The organism is Agrococcus sp. Marseille-Q4369, from assembly GCF_018308945.1.
GTDB lineage: Bacteria > Actinomycetota > Actinomycetes > Actinomycetales > Microbacteriaceae > Agrococcus.
The window spans coordinates 122,550-136,786 of record NZ_CP070501.1; the positions used below are offsets into that span (position 1 = coordinate 122,550).

Genomic DNA, 14,237 nt, shown 5'->3' on the forward strand with positions numbered 1-14,237 from the left:
GCCGGGCGCTCCGTGCGCTCGATTGCTCGCGCCATGATCGCACGAGGGAGCGGATGATGCGCGCTGCACCGCGGGTGGTGATCGCGCTCGCGCACGACCTCGACGTCGAGCGGTGGCGCGAGCGCTTCGCGCGCGGGGAGGTTCTCGACGAGACTCCCTACGGCTACCACCGGGCCGCGGAGCGCTTCGAGCTCGCCTGGACGGTCTCGCACCGCGAGAGCCGCTCGGTCGCGCGCGCTCGGCGCGCGCTCGCCGCTCGTCTCGGCTTCGATCTCGTGCACATCTGGCGGAACCGGAGGCTGCTGCGCAGCGCCGACGCCATCTGGACGCACACGGAGCGCGAGCACCTCGCGGTCGCGGCGGTGGTGGGCCGGGGCGGGCCTCCGGTGCTCGCCCAATCCGTCTGGCTCTGGGATGCGTGGCGCGGCTACGGCGCGCTCCGTCGGGCCGTCGTGGCTCGGCTGCTGCGTCGCCACCGCATCGAGGTCGTGCACTCGAGCGTCAACCTCGCCGACGCGCGCGCCGCCGTGCCGGGGCGGCGGGTGGAGCTCCTGCCGTTCGGCTCCGCCGGACTGCCGAGCGTGCGCGGGGTCGAGCCGCCGCCGCGGCCCTCTGCGCTCGCCGTCGGCAACGACGCCGACCGCGACTGGCCGCTCCTCGCGGCGGCGGCCAGACGGCTGCCGACCGTCTGGTTCCGCGTCGTGTCGGGGAGCCGGGCTGCTCGAGACGTCGCATGGCCGGTCAACGTCGAGCTCACGCGCACCGCCACTCGCGAGAGCCTCGCGGACTGGATGGCCCAGTCCCGCTGCGTCGTCGTGCCGCTGCGCCCCAACCGCCACGCGTCGGGCACGACGAGCTGCATCGAGGCCATGAGCGCCGGCCGACCGATGGTCGTCTCCAGCGCCGGCGGCCTGCAGGAGTACGTCGAGGGCGCCGCGCGCCTCGTCGAGCCCGGCGACCTCGACGAGCTCGTGCGCGGGATCGAGGACGCCGTGGCCGGCATCGTCGCGGGCCCGCCGGGCGCGGCGCAGCGGGACCGGGGACTGACCCAGCGGGACTACGTCGGTCGCTACGCGCTCGTCACCGACTGGATGCTCGGCGGCAGCTGGGATCCGGCCGTCTCGGCGTTCGCGCCCGTCGAGGCCGGCGTCACCCCTGCTGGGGCGCCATAAGTCGTTCGCGGTTGCGGCGGATGTAGATCGAGAACGGCACGATCTGGCACACGAGCACCGCGAGGGCGTTGCCGAGCGGCGGCCCCGCCGCGCCCATCGTCGGCGCGAGGATGATCGAGAGCGCCAAGCTGGCGATGGCCATCGCGAGCGTGGGCACGACCTGGAACCGGATGGCCGGCTTGTCCATGAGGAACATCCCGAGCGGATACACGCCCGCGATGCAGGTGATCATCGCCCCGAAGGCCAGCACCGTCGAGCCGGTGACGTCCACTTCGCCACCGGTGATGAACGCGAAGATGGGGTCCTCCAGCAGCCAGACGAGCAGCGTCGCCGCGGCGACGGAGCCCCCGAACAGCCACGCCATGGGAGCCGGGCCGCGGCGGAGCTCGCCGCGGTGGCGCTTCCGGGCATACGCGGGCCACAGCGCGACGCCCGCCGCGAGCATCAGGCCGTTGAGGGCGAGGAAGAGCTGTGCGACGACGCCGTACTCGGCGACCTGGGCGGCGTCACCGCTCTGCGCGAGCACGTAGCGCTGGGTGCTTACGGCGATGGGATAGGAGATGAGCTGGGCGAGCATCGGCCACCCGACATCCATGACCCGCACTCCCTGCTCGCGACGCAGGCGGGGGAGGGCCGCCGCGGCACGCGGGATGAGCGGCGTGGTGCCGCGCCACGTCAGTGCGAGCCCGATCGCGCTCACGACGAACGAGGCTCCGTACGAGGCGATCGCGAGGAAGGCGTGGCCCTCGGCATCGGGCAATCGGGTCAGCAGGAACACCCCGAGCAGCGTGAGCGGCGAGATGAGACCCTGGAGCAGGATGACGACGTGGTTGCGCCGCAGGCCGAGCATGATGCGCACCCAGATGCCGACCGGCACCCCGAGGCAGAAGACGGTCAAGCAGAGGAAGGCGGCGAGGGCAGCGCGAGGCAGGGCCCCCGACTCGCCGAGCACGAGCGCCCATCCACCGCTCGCGAGCATGAGCGCGTTGAGCAGCATGAGGCCGATGGAGAACGCGACGAGGATGCGGCCGACCGAGGTCAGCTGCGCGACGAGTCGATCATCCGCTCGCGGGTCGTCGCTCGTGGCGACCCCGTTGACGATCACGGCGCCGGCGCCCAGGTCGGTGAAGGCGAGCATGGACGGCAGCACCGTCAGGAGCGAGAAGAGCGCGTAGTGCTCGACGCCCGCCTCGCCGAGGATGAGCCTCGTCGTCAGGATGCCGCAGACGAGCGAGATCGCCATCGTCCCGGCCTTCGCCAGGAGGGCGAGCAGCGAGTTCATCCACGCGGCCGGTCGTAGGGCGTCCGCGGCAGCACGACCCCGTTGAGCACGACGCCCAGGATGCGCGCGGGGGTCGCGGCGACCGCCGTGAGGGTGCGACGGAGCGCCTCGCGACGCGTGCGATCGGCGCGCGCGACGACGATGATGCCGTCCGACTCGGAGGCGAGCCACAGGGCATCGCTCACGGCGAGCACGGGAGCCGTGTCGACGATGACGTAGTCGTAGGAGCTGCGAGCGGCCGCGAGCACGGTCGTCAGACGGTCGCTCGTGAGGAGGTGGCCGGGGTTGGGAGGCTTCGGGCCGCTCGCGAGGATCTCCAGGTCTGGAGAGCCCCACGGCTGCACCGCCTCGGGCAGCGTGACATCGCCGACGAGCACGGTCGTGAGCCCGACTGCTCCCTCGACGCCCGTCAGGTCGGCGATCGAGGAACGGCGCAGGTCGGCATCGACGAGCAGCACGCGGTGACCGACGTCGGCGAGCGTGAGCGCGAGGCCCACGCTGACCGAGGACTTGCCCTCGCCGCTGCTGCCGGAGGTCACGAGCAGCACTCTGCGCTCGCCGGCGAGGTCGACGTATTTGAGCGCAGCCGTCATCTGACGCACCGACTCGGCGACGCGGCCGCCCTCGTGCTCCCGCAGCGCCGGCACCAGCCCCCGGCCGTCGGCGCGGCCGACGCGTCCGAGCACGGGGATGTCGGCGGACGCCTCCTGCAGGTCCTCGACGCTCGTGAGGCGGCTGCCGAACCGGCGGAGGACGAGTGCCGCGAGGACTCCGACGGCGAGCCCGGACGCACCGCCCAGCAGGGTGTTGAGCCGCGTGTTCGGCGCGATCGGCCCAGACGGCTCCCGAGCCGGCGCGATTACCTCGACCCGCACGGCGGGCTCGCCGTCGGGGCCCTCGGGCGAGACGTCCGCGACAGCGCGCGAGAACTGGGCGGCGACCGCGTCGGCGATCGTCCTCGCCGCCGCACCGGATGCATCCGACACGCCGATCTCGATCACGAAGGTGTTGAGCGGAGCCTCGACGTCGGTTCGCGCCGCGAGGCCCCCTGCCGTCTGCGGGATGTCCAGCTCGTCGACGACGGGCTGGAGGACCGTGGGGGAGCGGGCGAGGAGCGTGTACGTCTGCACGAGGTTCTGCACGTAGTTGGACCCCTGCACGAGCTCGCTCGTGGAGTCGCCGCGCGAGGGGATGACCATGACGCTGGTCTCAGCGCGGAAGGTGTCAGGCATCGCCTTCGACACGCCCCACCCGCCGCCGGCACCGAGCACCGCGAGCAGGAGGATCGACAGCCAGTGCTTTCGCAGCGCCGCGGCGTACTCCGTGAGGGTCATCGGGCCTCTTCCTGTGGGCTCACCTCGCATTCTGCACTGCTCGGCGTGCCCCGCGGCCCATCCCGCGGATCGACTCGCCCGCGGCGAGTCGCTCGGCCAGCTGCTCGTAGCCCTCGGCGACCTCGTCCCAGCGGAACGCGCGGGCCGCCCGCTCGCGCGCCCGCGCACCCCGCACGGCGACGAGCTGGTCGTCCTCCTCCGCCTCGGCGAGGGCCGCGGGCAGGTCTGCGGCGCTGCTGAACGTCCATGCGTCGTCGTCCAGCACCTCGCGGTTGAAGTCGACGTCGAACGCGATCGTCGCGGCCCCCGCACCCATGGCTCGCAGCAGAGAGGGGTTCGTGCCGCCGACCGAGTGCCCGTGGATGTACGTGCGCGCGTAGGCGTAGAGCGCGTCGAGCGTCCGCTGGTCGTAGATGCTGCCGAGCAGCCGGATGCGGTCGTCGCCCTCGGCCGCTTCGCGCACCGCGCGCGTGTAGTCGGCGCTGTAGGGCGCCGACCCGACGACGGCGAGGGGCAGCCGCGCGCCGCTCGCGCGATAGCCGCGGACCATCTCGAGCACGTGGTTCTCGGGCTCGAACCGCGCGACGACGAGGTGGTAGCCGTGCGGCTCGAGGGCGAGCTCGCCGAGCGGCCGGGCATGCACGCGCTCGAGCACCGGCGCTCCGTAGCGCAGCAGCTCGGTCGCCACGTCGAACTCGCGGGCGTAGTAGTCGGCGATGCCGGGCGCGTCGGCGATGAGCGCGTCCGCGGTCCGCACCGAGTGCTCCTCCGCCCAGCGGTAGTAGGCGCGGCCGGCGCCGCCCCACTTCGTTCGGCGCCACTCGAGGCCGTCGACGTGCACCGCGACCGGCACGCCGCGGGTGCGTAGCATCGAGACATACGGCGCGTTCGCGGCGTTGAACACGAAGACGACATCGGGGCGCGGGCCGCAGGTCACGAGCAGCGACGCGATGCCCGTGCGGCTGAGCGTCTCCACCTGCTTGAGCGGCACCGAGGGCACGTGCACGACGCGCATGCCGCGATGCTCCTTGACACCCGGATGCGTCCGGTCGCCGTACACGGTGACGTCGTGACCGCGAGCGGCCAGGCGTCCGCCGATCTCCTCGACGGCGGTCTCGAAGCCACCGTAGGCCGCGGGCACGCCGCGCGTGCCGAGCATGGCGATGCGCATGTCAGTACGCCCCCGAGGGCTGCACGACGACACGGGCGGTCCGGAAGATGATCATGAGGTCCTCCATGACCGACCAGTTCTCGACGTAGCGCAGGTCGAGCCGCACGCTCTCCTGCCAGGTGAGGTCGCTGCGACCGCTGATTTGCCACAGCCCCGTGATGCCCGGCTTGAGGTAGAGCCTGCGCATGGCGACCTCGTCGTAGTGGGTCGCCTCGGCCGGCAGCGGCGGGCGCGGGCCCACGACGCTCATGTCGCCGCGCAGCGCGTTCCAGAACTGCGGGAGCTCGTCGAGCGAGTGGCGCCGCAGGAATCCGCCGACGCGCGTGATGCGCGGGTCGTCCTTCAGCTTGAAGAGGGGTCCAGCCGCCTCGTTGAGCGCGCGCAGCTCCTCGAGGCGCTGCTCCGCGTCGACGTGCATGGTGCGGAACTTCAGCATCGCGAAGCTCTGCCCGTCGCGGCCGATGCGCCGCTGCCGGAAGAGCACGGGGCCGGGGGAGTCGAGCTTGATCGCGATCGCGATCGGCACCGCCGCGATGCCGACCACGACGAGGGCGCAGGCCGACACGGCGATGTCGAGCGCGCGCTTGAGCGCGTGGTGGCCGCCTTCGAAGGTGGGGATGCGTACCTGGATGAGCGGCAGCCCGTCGACGGGCCGAAACGAGATCCGCGGACCGGCGACATCGGTGAGCCGAGAGAAGAGCACGAGCTCCGCGCACGTGCCCTCGAGCTGGCGCCGCAGCCGGGTGAGGTACTCGGGGTCGGCGTCCGTGCTCGCCGCGAGGATGACGGTGTCGGCACTCATCCGCTCGGCGTTCTCGGCCACGGTCGCGGTCGTCGAGAGCACCGGCACCCGGCGCCCGCGCAGCTCGAGCGGGTCGCCCGGGTCGCCGCGGACGGCGGCGCCGACGACGTGGAAGCTCAGGTCGTCGGTCGCGCCGAGGCGCTCGAGCACGTACGCGATCTCGTCGCGGTCGCCGACGAGGATCGTCCGCGATGCCCACTCACCCTCGCGACGGCGGGTCACGAGCCAGCGACGCCACTGCCAGCGGCTCACGAGCAGCCCGAGCAGCCCGAGCGGCAGCGCGACGAGCAGCTGCATCCGCATCTCCGGCCACTCGAGCGCGAGCGCGCCGGCCGCGAGCGCCGCGAAGGCGAACCCGGTCGCGTGCGCGACGCGGCGGTACTCGGTGGCGCCGGATCCGAGCACGCTCGGCTCGCGGGAGCGCGTCGCGGCGAGGGCGATGAGCCACGCGATGGCGGTGAGCACGGGCGCCGCGAGCAGCTGCTCGGGCGTGACGGGCGCGGGTCCGCTCGAGAGCGCAGTCGGGGCGAGCATCTCGAGCCCCGTCGCGACGACGACGACCGCGACGTCCGTCGTGACGAGCCCGGCTCGGCTCCGGCGCTCCCACTCGAGTCGCCGCGCGAGCGTCGAGGTGGGCCGAGGCGACCGCGCGCCGGGCAGGTGGATCGTGGCAGCGGCGACTGCGCGCGCACCGCTGCGGGAGCGACGAGCTGCGGTCGGCTGCGTCGTGACCGCAGTGCTCACGGCTCGCTGCACCTGCCACCGCCTCTCGCCGACGGCCTCACCGCCGAACTCGTAACACTGTTGCCAAACATACGAGCGGGGCTGTCGGGGGACAAGCGAAGATCCCCGCACGATGCGATTCGTGCGGGGATCTGCGGCTCGGCTTGAGCCGTTGCTCAGGCCGAGGGCTCAGCCGAGCGCCGACTCCAGGATCGCGGCGAGCTCTTGCGAGGAGCGCTTCGCGGAACCGGTCGCGGGGCTCGCGGATGCGGGGCGCCCGACGACCTTGAGCGTGCGGCCGTGCAGGTGGCGGGGGAGCGCGAGGTGCATGAACGGCCATGCGCCCTGGTTGAGCGGCTCCTCCTGCACCCACACGAGCTGCGCGTTCGGGTAGCGGTCGACCGCGTCGTTGATCTCGTCGATCGGCAGCGGGTACAGCTGCTCGACCCGCACGAGGGCGACGTCGCTCCGGCCGCGCTTGGCGGCCTCGGCCTTGAGGTCGTAGTGGATCTTGCCCGAGTGCAGCAGCACGCGCGTCACGGCGCCCGGATCCTGCACCTGCTGGTCGTCGATCACGGTGCGGAAGGCGCCGCTCGTGAAGTCCTCGACCGCGCTCGTCGCGTCGCGCAGCCGCAGCATCGCCTTCGGCGTGAAGACGATGAGCGGCCGGCGCGGCCGGGCGTAGGCCTGGCGGCGCAGCAGGTGGAAGTGGTTCGCCGGCGTCGAGGGACGCGCGATCGTCATGTTGTCCTCGGCCGCGAGCTGCAGGAAGCGCTCGATGCGACCCGACGAGTGGTCGGGGCCCGCGCCCTCGTAGCCGTGCGGCAGCAGCAGCACGAGCGAGGAGTGCTGGTTCCACTTCTGCTCGGCGGAGGCGATGAACTCGTCGATCACGATCTGCGCGCCGTTGGCGAAGTCGCCGAACTGCGCCTCCCACAGCACGAGCGCGTCGGGGCGCTCGACGGAGTAGCCGTACTCGAAGGCCATCGCGGCGTACTCGCTCAGCAGCGAGTCGTAGATCGACAGCCGCGCCTGGTCCTCGCCGAGGTTCGCGAGCGGCAGCCACTCCTGGCCGTTGTTCCGGTCGTGCATGACGGCGTGGCGCTGCACGAACGTGCCGCGACGCGTGTCCTGCCCCGACATGCGCACGGGCGTGCCCTCGAGCAGGAGCGATCCGAGCGCGAGCAGCTCGCCGAACGCCCAGTCGACGCCGCCCTCACGGCTCGCCTTGACGCGCTTGTCGAGCACCTGCTTGACCTTCGGGTGCACGGCGAAGCCGTCGGGGGCGTTGCCGTGCGCGTCGCCGATCGCGGCGATGACGGATGGGTCCACCCCGGTCGACTCCGGCTCGCCGGCGGCCTGCTGGAACACGGCGGGCGTCACGATCGGCATCGAGCCGGTCGCAGCCGCGTGGGTCTCCATGAACGCCTGCTCGAGCTTGGCCTGGAAGTCGGCCTGCGCCTCCTGGTACTCGTCCTCGGTGATGTCGCCGCGACCGACGAGGTTCTCGGCGTAGAGGGTGCGCACCGAGCGCTTCGCCTCGATGAGCGAGTACATGAGCGGCTGCGTCATGGTGGGGTCGTCGCCCTCGTTGTGCCCGCGGCGGCGGTAGCAGATGAGGTCGACGACGATGTCGCGCTTGAACTCCTGGCGGTACTGGAAGGCGAGCTCCGCGACGCGCACCACGGCCTCGGGGTCGTCGCCGTTCACGTGCAGGACGGGCGCGTGGATCGCCTTCGCGATGTCGGTCGCGTAGGTCGACGAGCGCGACTCGGTCGGCGGGGTCGTGAAGCCGACCTGGTTGTTCACGACGAGGTGCACGGTGCCGCCCGTCTGGTAGGCGCGCAGCTGCGAGAGCTGGTGCGTCTCGAACACGACGCCCTGGCCGGCGTTCGCCGCGTCGCCGTGCACGAGGATCGGCAGCACCGACTGCTCGCCGTTGCCGAGCCGGTCCTGCTTCGCGCGCACGATGCCCTCGAGCACGCCGTTGACGGCCTCGAGGTGCGAGGGGTTCGCGGCGAGGTAGACCGGCACGGTCGAGCCGTCGGCGGCGGTGAACTCGCCCTCGTTGCCGAGGTGGTACTTCACGTCGCCCGAGCCCTGGAAGACCGCGGCGCCCTCGAACTCCTGGAACACCTGGCCGTAGGTCTTGCCGGCGATCGACGTGAGCACGTTGAGGCGGCCGCGGTGCGGCATGCCGATCGCGACCTCGTCGAGGCCCGCGGCGGCCGCGCCTGCGAGCACGGAGTCGAGGAACGCGATCATCGACTCGGCGCCCTCGAGCGAGAAGCGCTTCTGGCCGACGTACTTCGTCTGCAGGAACGTCTCGAACGCCTCGGCCTCGTTGAGCTTGCGCAGGATGCGCATCTGCTCGTCGTGCGTCGGCTTGACGTACGGCACCTCGAGGTGGCTCTGGAACCACTGGCGCTGCGCCGGGTCGGGGATGTGCATGTACTCGACGCCGATCGTGCGGCAGTACGAGTCGCGCAGCACGCCGAGGATGTCGCGCAGCAGCGCCGAGCGCTTGCCGCCGAAGCCGCCGGTGACGAACTCGCGGTCGAGGTCCCAGAACGAGAGCCCGTGGTGCTCGATCTCGAGGTCCGGGTGCGTGCGCTGCACGTACTCGAGCGGGTCGATGTCGGCCATCAGGTGGCCGCGCACGCGGAACTGGTTGATGAGCTGCGCGACGCGCGTCTGCTTCGAGAGCTCGTCCGACTCCCGCACCGACACATCCGTCGCCCACTTGATGGGCTCGTAGGGGATGCGGAGGTCGGCGAAGATGCCGCGGTAGAAGTCCCGCTCGCCCACGAGCAGCCCGTGCACGATCTTGAGGAACTCGCCGGAGCCGGCGCCCTGGATGACGCGGTGGTCGTAGGTCGAGGTCATGGTGACCGTCTTGCCGACGCCCGCCTCGGCGAGCCGCTCGGGGCTCGCGCCCATGAACTCGGCCGGGTAGTCGAGCGCGCCGACGCCGATGATGCAGCCCTGGCCCTGCATGAGGCGGGGCACGGAGTGCACGGTGCCGATGCCGCCCGGGTTCGTGAGCGAGATCGTCGTGCCGGCGAAGTCGCCCGCGTCGAGCTTGTTCGCGCGCGCCTTCTTCACGAGCGCCTCGTAGGCGGCGACGAACTCCGAGAAGTCCATCGACTCGCAGCCCTTGATGCTCGGCACGAGCAGCGCGCGGGTGCCGTCGGGCTTCGGGATGTCGATCGCGATGCCGAGGTTCACGTGCGGCGGCGCGACCATCGCGGGCTTGCCGTCGATCTCGTCGTAGTAGACGTTCTGGCTCGGGAAGGCCTTGAGCGCTTGCACGAGCGCGTAGCCGATGATGTGCGTGAACGACACCTTGCCGCCGCGCGTCCGGCGCAAGTGGTTGTTGATGACGATGCGCTGGTCGATCATGAGCTTCGCGGGCACGGTGCGCACGCTCGTCGCGGTCGGCACCGAGAGCGACTTGTCCATGTTGGCGGCGAGCGTCTTCGGCATGCCGCGGAGCGTCGTGACGACGGGCTCGTCGGCCTTCCGCTCCTCGCCCTTCGCCGGCTGCTTGTCGCTCGCCGTCGGGGCGTCGGCGGGCACGGGCATGGGGCGCGCGGCCTGGCGCGTCGTCTTCGCGACGATCGTGCCGTCGGCCTTCGTCGGCGAGGGCGTCTCTGCCGGGCCCATCGCGTCGGCGCGCGACGAGTCCTGCGTCGCCTGCGCCTCGCCGGAGTCGACGGGCTTCGGCGTGCGCGACTCGGCGCGCACGGGTCGGCGCGGCGGCGCGGGCTGCTTGGGCGCGGCGGGCGGGGCGGCAGCCGGGGCCGCAGCCTCGGCCGCGGGCGCCTTCGGCGTCTCGCTCATGCTCGTCTCAGCCTCGCCGGAGGAGCGCTGCGCAGCGTAGCGCTCGAGGATGGGCCACCACGACTGGGCGACGGAGCTCCTGTCCTTGACGAACAGCTGATACTGCTCCTCGACGAGCCACTCGTTCGCTCCGAAATCGCTGTCGTCCGCAGGGCTGGACACGGTATCGATCGCCTCTTCCGATTCTCGCGGGCACGCCGCAGGCACTCCGCGGCGACACTGCCAACAAGCATAGTGGCGCGCGCTGGGCGATCAGGGCGTCACGCAAGCGGCACGAGTCCGAGCTCGGCGAGATCGACGCCCGCAGCCTCGACCGCGAGCAGCACGACCTCGCGGCGCCACACGACGCGCGGCTCGAACCGCAGCGGCATGCCGGCTTCGGTGGGCGTGCGGTCGCCCTTCGCGCCGTTGCACGCGACGCACGCCGTGATGGTGTTGAGCCACGTCGACTCGCCGCCGCGCGAAGCGGGATGGATGTGGTCGATCGTCGCGCCCGGCGCCTCGCAGTACGCGCATCGACGGCCGTCGCGGTCGAGCACGCCGCGCCGGCTCCACGGCATCTTGTCGTACAGGCGCGTGTGCGGGATCCGCACGTAGTCGTTGAAGACCACCACGCGCGGCACCGGCAGCTCGATCGAGTTCGACCGGATCACGCCGTCGGCCGCGAGCATGATCTGCGCGCGCTCCTTCACGAGGAACGCGACCGCGCGCTGCAGCGAGGCGACGCCGATGGGCTCGAGCGTCGCGTTGAGCACCACCACTTGCGCTGTCATCGCGGATCTCCAGCACCATCGTGCCGCACGCGGGCTATGAAGCGCATGTGGGATGCGCGCACTAGCGTGCAGGCATGGATCTCGCGGTCGTGCCGCTCGAGCGCGGCGCCCGCATCGCGGTGGCCGCGCTCGAGCGGGACGGCGCGACGGTTGCCCGGATCCACGAGGCCGCGCGGGTCGCGGACGACGAGCGGCTCGGTTCGCCGGGCGTGCGCCTCGTGTGGCAGGACGCGCGCGCTATCGCTCCGGCCCTGCTCGACGCGGGCGTGCGCATCGAGCGGGTGCGCGACCTCCGGCTCGTGCACCGCATCCTCGTCCACGCGAGGAGGCTCCCGCTCGAGGAGCGCTGGTCGCGACCGCTCGACGCGGGTGCGGACGCGCTGTTCTCGCTCGCCCCCGAGGCGGAGGCCGTCCCGGCGGTCGCCGAGCAGCTGCGCGCGCAGGAGGCGGCGATCGGCGACGACGCGGGGCTCGCGATGCTCGCGGCCGCCGAGTCGATGGGCGCGGTCGTGGCGGTCGAGCTCGGCCGCGAGGGCCTGCCGTTCGACGTCGCGCGGCACGACGCGCTGCTCGTCGAAGCGCTCGGCGAGCGCTCGACGGGACGTCCGGCTCGCATGGAGGAGCTCGCCGCCGAGGTGCGCGAGGCGCTCGGCGAGCCGGGGCTCAACCCCGACTCGCCGCAGGACGTGCTGCGGGCGCTCCGCCGCGCCGGCCTCGACGCGAGCTCGACCGCGCGATGGGAGCTGCGCGACCTCGACCACCCCGTCATCGAGCCGCTGCTCGCCTACAAACGGCTCGCGCGCCTGCACACCGCGAACGGGTGGGCGTGGGCGAAGCGCTGGGCGCGCGTCGACGAGCGCGGGCGCACGCGGCTGCGGATCGAGTACGTGCCGGGCGGGGTCGTCACGGGCCGCTGGGCGACGGAGGGATCGGGCGCGATGCAGATCGCTCGCCAGATCCGCGGCGCCGTCGCTGCGGAGCCCGGCATGCGCCTCGTGGTCGCCGACGCGGCGCAGCTCGAGCCGCGCGCCCTCGCCGCCCTCGCGCGCGACGAGGGCCTCGCCGAGGCGGGGCGCGGTGCCGACCTCTATCGCGCGCTCGTCGACCGCGGCGTCGTCGCGAGCCGCGAGCAGGCGAAGCTCGGCATGCTCGGCGCGCTCTACGGCGGCACCCGCGGGCAGGCGGCGCTCGTGCTGCCGCGGCTCGCGCGCGCCTATCCGCGAGCGATGGCGGCCGTCGAGTCGGCGGCTCGCGCTGGCGAGCGGCGCGAGCGCGTGCGCACGTGGCTCGGCCGCACCTCGCCCGAGCCGCCGCGCTGGTCGAACGACGAGCGAGGCGCCGCGCAGGCCCGGGCGTGGGGACGCTTCACGCGGAACTTCGTCGTGCAGGGCACGGCGGCGGAGTGGGCGCTCGCGTGGATGGCGGGCGTGCGCCGCGCGATCGCCGACGTCGACGGAGCCGCGCTCGTGTGCTTCCTGCACGACGAGGTGATCGTGCAGGCGCCCGAGGCGGACGCCGAGGCGGTGGCCGAGGCGATCCGCGACGCTGCGTCGCTCGCCGGGAGGCTGCTGTTCGGCGACTTCCCGATCGAGTTCCCGGTGCAGACGGCGGTCGTCGACGACTGGGGCCGGGCGAAGGGCTGAGGCGGCGGCGCTCTACCCTGGGAGCATGCGCTTCATCGACGACGTCCCGGAGCACGACCTCACCTACTCCGACGTCTTCCTCGTCCCCAGCCGGAGCGACGTGGGGTCGCGCATGTCGGTCGACCTCGCCCCCGATGACGGCACGAGCGCGACGCTCCCGATCGTCGCGTCGAACATGAACTCCGTCACCGGCCCGCGCATGGCGGCGACGCTCGCGCGCCGCGGCGGGCTCGCCGTGCTCACCCAGGACCCGCCGCTCGAGCAGACCGTCGCGTCGATCGCGTGGGTCAAGGCGCAGCCGATCGCGCTCGAGTCGCCGCACCGCGCGGCGCCCGGCGACGTCGTGCAGGAGGTGCTCGAGCGCGTGCCCGCGCTCGAGGGCCACGCGGTCGCGGTCGAGGATGCAGACGGCACGCTGCTCGGCGCGATCCCGGCGGAGCGGCTCGGCCACGCGCTGCCCGACGCGACGCTCGGCGACCTGCTCCACTCGAGCCTGCCAGAGCTCGCTCCCGCCGACGTCGCCGACGGCCGCTCGATGTTCGCGGCGCTCGAGCGCGAAGGGGTCGGGGTCGCGCCCGTCGTCGCCGACGGCCGGCTCATCGGCTTCGCCTCGCGGCTCGGCGCGCTCCGCGCCGACATCTACCGGCCCGCGCTCGACGCCGACGGCCGGCTGAGCGTCGCCGCCGCGGTCGGCATCAACGGCGACCCGGGCGCGAAGGCGCTCGCGCTCGTCGAGGCGGGCGCCGACGTCATCGTCGTCGACACCGCGCACGGGCACCAGGCTGGCATGCTGCGCGCGCTCGAGGCGGTGCGTGCGGCGGTCGGCGACGAGCTCCCGATCGCGGCGGGCAACATCGTCTCCTCCGACGGCGTGCGCGACCTCGTCGCCGCGGGAGCCTCGATCCTCAAGGTCGGCGTCGGCCCGGGCGCGATGTGCACGACCCGAATGATGACCGCGGTCGGCCGCCCGCAGTTCTCGGCGGTGCTCGACACGTCGGCGACGGCGATCGAGCTCGGCGCGCGCGTGTGGGCCGACGGTGGCGTGCGCTACCCGCGCGACGTCGCCCTCGCGCTCGCGGCGGGCGCCTCGAGCGTCATGATCGGCTCGTGGTTCGCGGGCACGATCGAGGCCCCCGGTCGCCTGCAGCGCGACGCGCAGGGGCGGCTCTTCAAGGAGTCGTGGGGGATGGCGTCCACGCGCGCCGTCGTCGGCCGCTTCGGGCAGCTCGACGCCTACGAGCTCGCGCGCAAGCAGCTCTTCGCCGAGGGCATCTCGACCTCGACGATCCTGCTCGACCCGGCGCGGCCGAGCGTCGAGGACCTCGTCGACATGATCACGGCCGGCGTGCGCTCCTCGTTCACGTACGCGGGCGCCGATTCGGTGCCGGCCTTCCGCGAGCGCGCTCGGGTCGGCGTGCAGTCCGCGGCGGGCTACGAGGAGGGCAAGGCGCTGCCCGTCTCTTGGTGACGCCGCGCGCCGCGGGCAGTGGGAGG

9 protein-coding genes are annotated in these 14,237 nt (G+C 72.9%); 3 read left to right on the forward strand and 6 right to left on the reverse strand.

All coding sequences use genetic code 11. The annotated features are described in order from the left end of the window. Positions 1–56: 56 nt before the first annotated feature. On the forward strand, positions 57–1,172 hold the full coding sequence (locus JSQ78_RS00740) for a glycosyltransferase (protein ID WP_211448619.1): 1,116 nt from the start codon (positions 57–59) through the stop codon (positions 1,170–1,172). On the opposite strand, the gene JSQ78_RS00745 is transcribed toward JSQ78_RS00740, so the two are convergent. The 6 genes from JSQ78_RS00745 to JSQ78_RS00770 form a co-directional block, all read right to left on the reverse strand. Further along, positions 1,150–2,454 (reverse strand): lipopolysaccharide biosynthesis protein, encoded by a 1,305-nt coding sequence (locus tag JSQ78_RS00745; protein WP_211448621.1) that lies wholly within the window; start codon positions 2,452–2,454, stop codon positions 1,150–1,152. The two genes, JSQ78_RS00740 and JSQ78_RS00745, sit on opposite strands and share 23 nt — an antisense overlap. Next, positions 2,451–3,788, reverse strand: a complete 1,338-nt coding sequence (locus JSQ78_RS00750) for a tyrosine-protein kinase domain-containing protein (RefSeq protein ID WP_211448623.1) — start codon at positions 3,786–3,788, stop codon at positions 2,451–2,453. Before JSQ78_RS00750 ends, JSQ78_RS00745 begins: the two co-directional genes overlap by 4 nt. A gap of 19 nt (positions 3,789–3,807) precedes the next feature. Further along, positions 3,808–4,959 carry a glycosyltransferase gene (locus JSQ78_RS00755; RefSeq protein ID WP_249295764.1) on the reverse strand — a complete coding sequence of 384 codons (1,152 nt, stop codon included), beginning with the start codon at positions 4,957–4,959 and terminating at the stop codon, positions 3,808–3,810. Position 4,960: 1 nt separating this feature from the next. Further along, positions 4,961–6,505, reverse strand: coding sequence for a sugar transferase (locus JSQ78_RS00760; protein ID WP_249295766.1), 1,545 nt, complete (start codon positions 6,503–6,505; stop codon positions 4,961–4,963). Positions 6,506–6,673: 168 nt separating this feature from the next. Next, the gene (locus JSQ78_RS00765; protein ID WP_249295768.1) at positions 6,674–10,489 is read right to left on the reverse strand and encodes a multifunctional oxoglutarate decarboxylase/oxoglutarate dehydrogenase thiamine pyrophosphate-binding subunit/dihydrolipoyllysine-residue succinyltransferase subunit; all 3,816 of its coding nucleotides are present in this window, start codon (positions 10,487–10,489) and stop codon (positions 6,674–6,676) included. 98 nt (positions 10,490–10,587) lie between these two features. After that, positions 10,588–11,100 (reverse strand): HNH endonuclease, encoded by a 513-nt coding sequence (locus tag JSQ78_RS00770; protein ID WP_211448625.1) that lies wholly within the window; start codon positions 11,098–11,100, stop codon positions 10,588–10,590. Between the two features lie 74 nt (positions 11,101–11,174). On the opposite strand from JSQ78_RS00770, the gene JSQ78_RS00775 reads away from it, so the two are divergent. Together JSQ78_RS00775 and guaB1 are read left to right on the forward strand one after the other, a co-directional pair. Then, on the forward strand, positions 11,175–12,743 hold the full coding sequence (locus tag JSQ78_RS00775) for a bifunctional 3'-5' exonuclease/DNA polymerase (RefSeq protein WP_211448627.1): 1,569 nt from the start codon (positions 11,175–11,177) through the stop codon (positions 12,741–12,743). 25 nt (positions 12,744–12,768) lie between these two features. Continuing rightward, positions 12,769–14,211, forward strand: a complete 1,443-nt coding sequence (gene guaB1, locus JSQ78_RS00780; protein WP_211448629.1) for a GMP reductase — start codon at positions 12,769–12,771, stop codon at positions 14,209–14,211. Positions 14,212–14,237: the final 26 nt, after the last annotated feature.

Coding starts and splice junctions, on each gene's coding strand:
- JSQ78_RS00740 (WP_211448619.1), top strand. CDS start 57: ATGCGCGCTGCACCGCGGGTGGTGATCGCGCTCGCGCACGACCTCGAC.
- JSQ78_RS00745 (WP_211448621.1), bottom strand. CDS start 2,454: ATGAACTCGCTGCTCGCCCTCCTGGCGAAGGCCGGGACGATGGCGATC.
- JSQ78_RS00750 (WP_211448623.1), bottom strand. CDS start 3,788: ATGACCCTCACGGAGTACGCCGCGGCGCTGCGAAAGCACTGGCTGTCG.
- JSQ78_RS00755 (WP_249295764.1), bottom strand. CDS start 4,959: ATGCGCATCGCCATGCTCGGCACGCGCGGCGTGCCCGCGGCCTACGGT.
- JSQ78_RS00770 (WP_211448625.1), bottom strand. CDS start 11,100: ATGACAGCGCAAGTGGTGGTGCTCAACGCGACGCTCGAGCCCATCGGC.
- JSQ78_RS00775 (WP_211448627.1), top strand. CDS start 11,175: ATGGATCTCGCGGTCGTGCCGCTCGAGCGCGGCGCCCGCATCGCGGTG.
- guaB1 (WP_211448629.1), top strand. CDS start 12,769: ATGCGCTTCATCGACGACGTCCCGGAGCACGACCTCACCTACTCCGAC.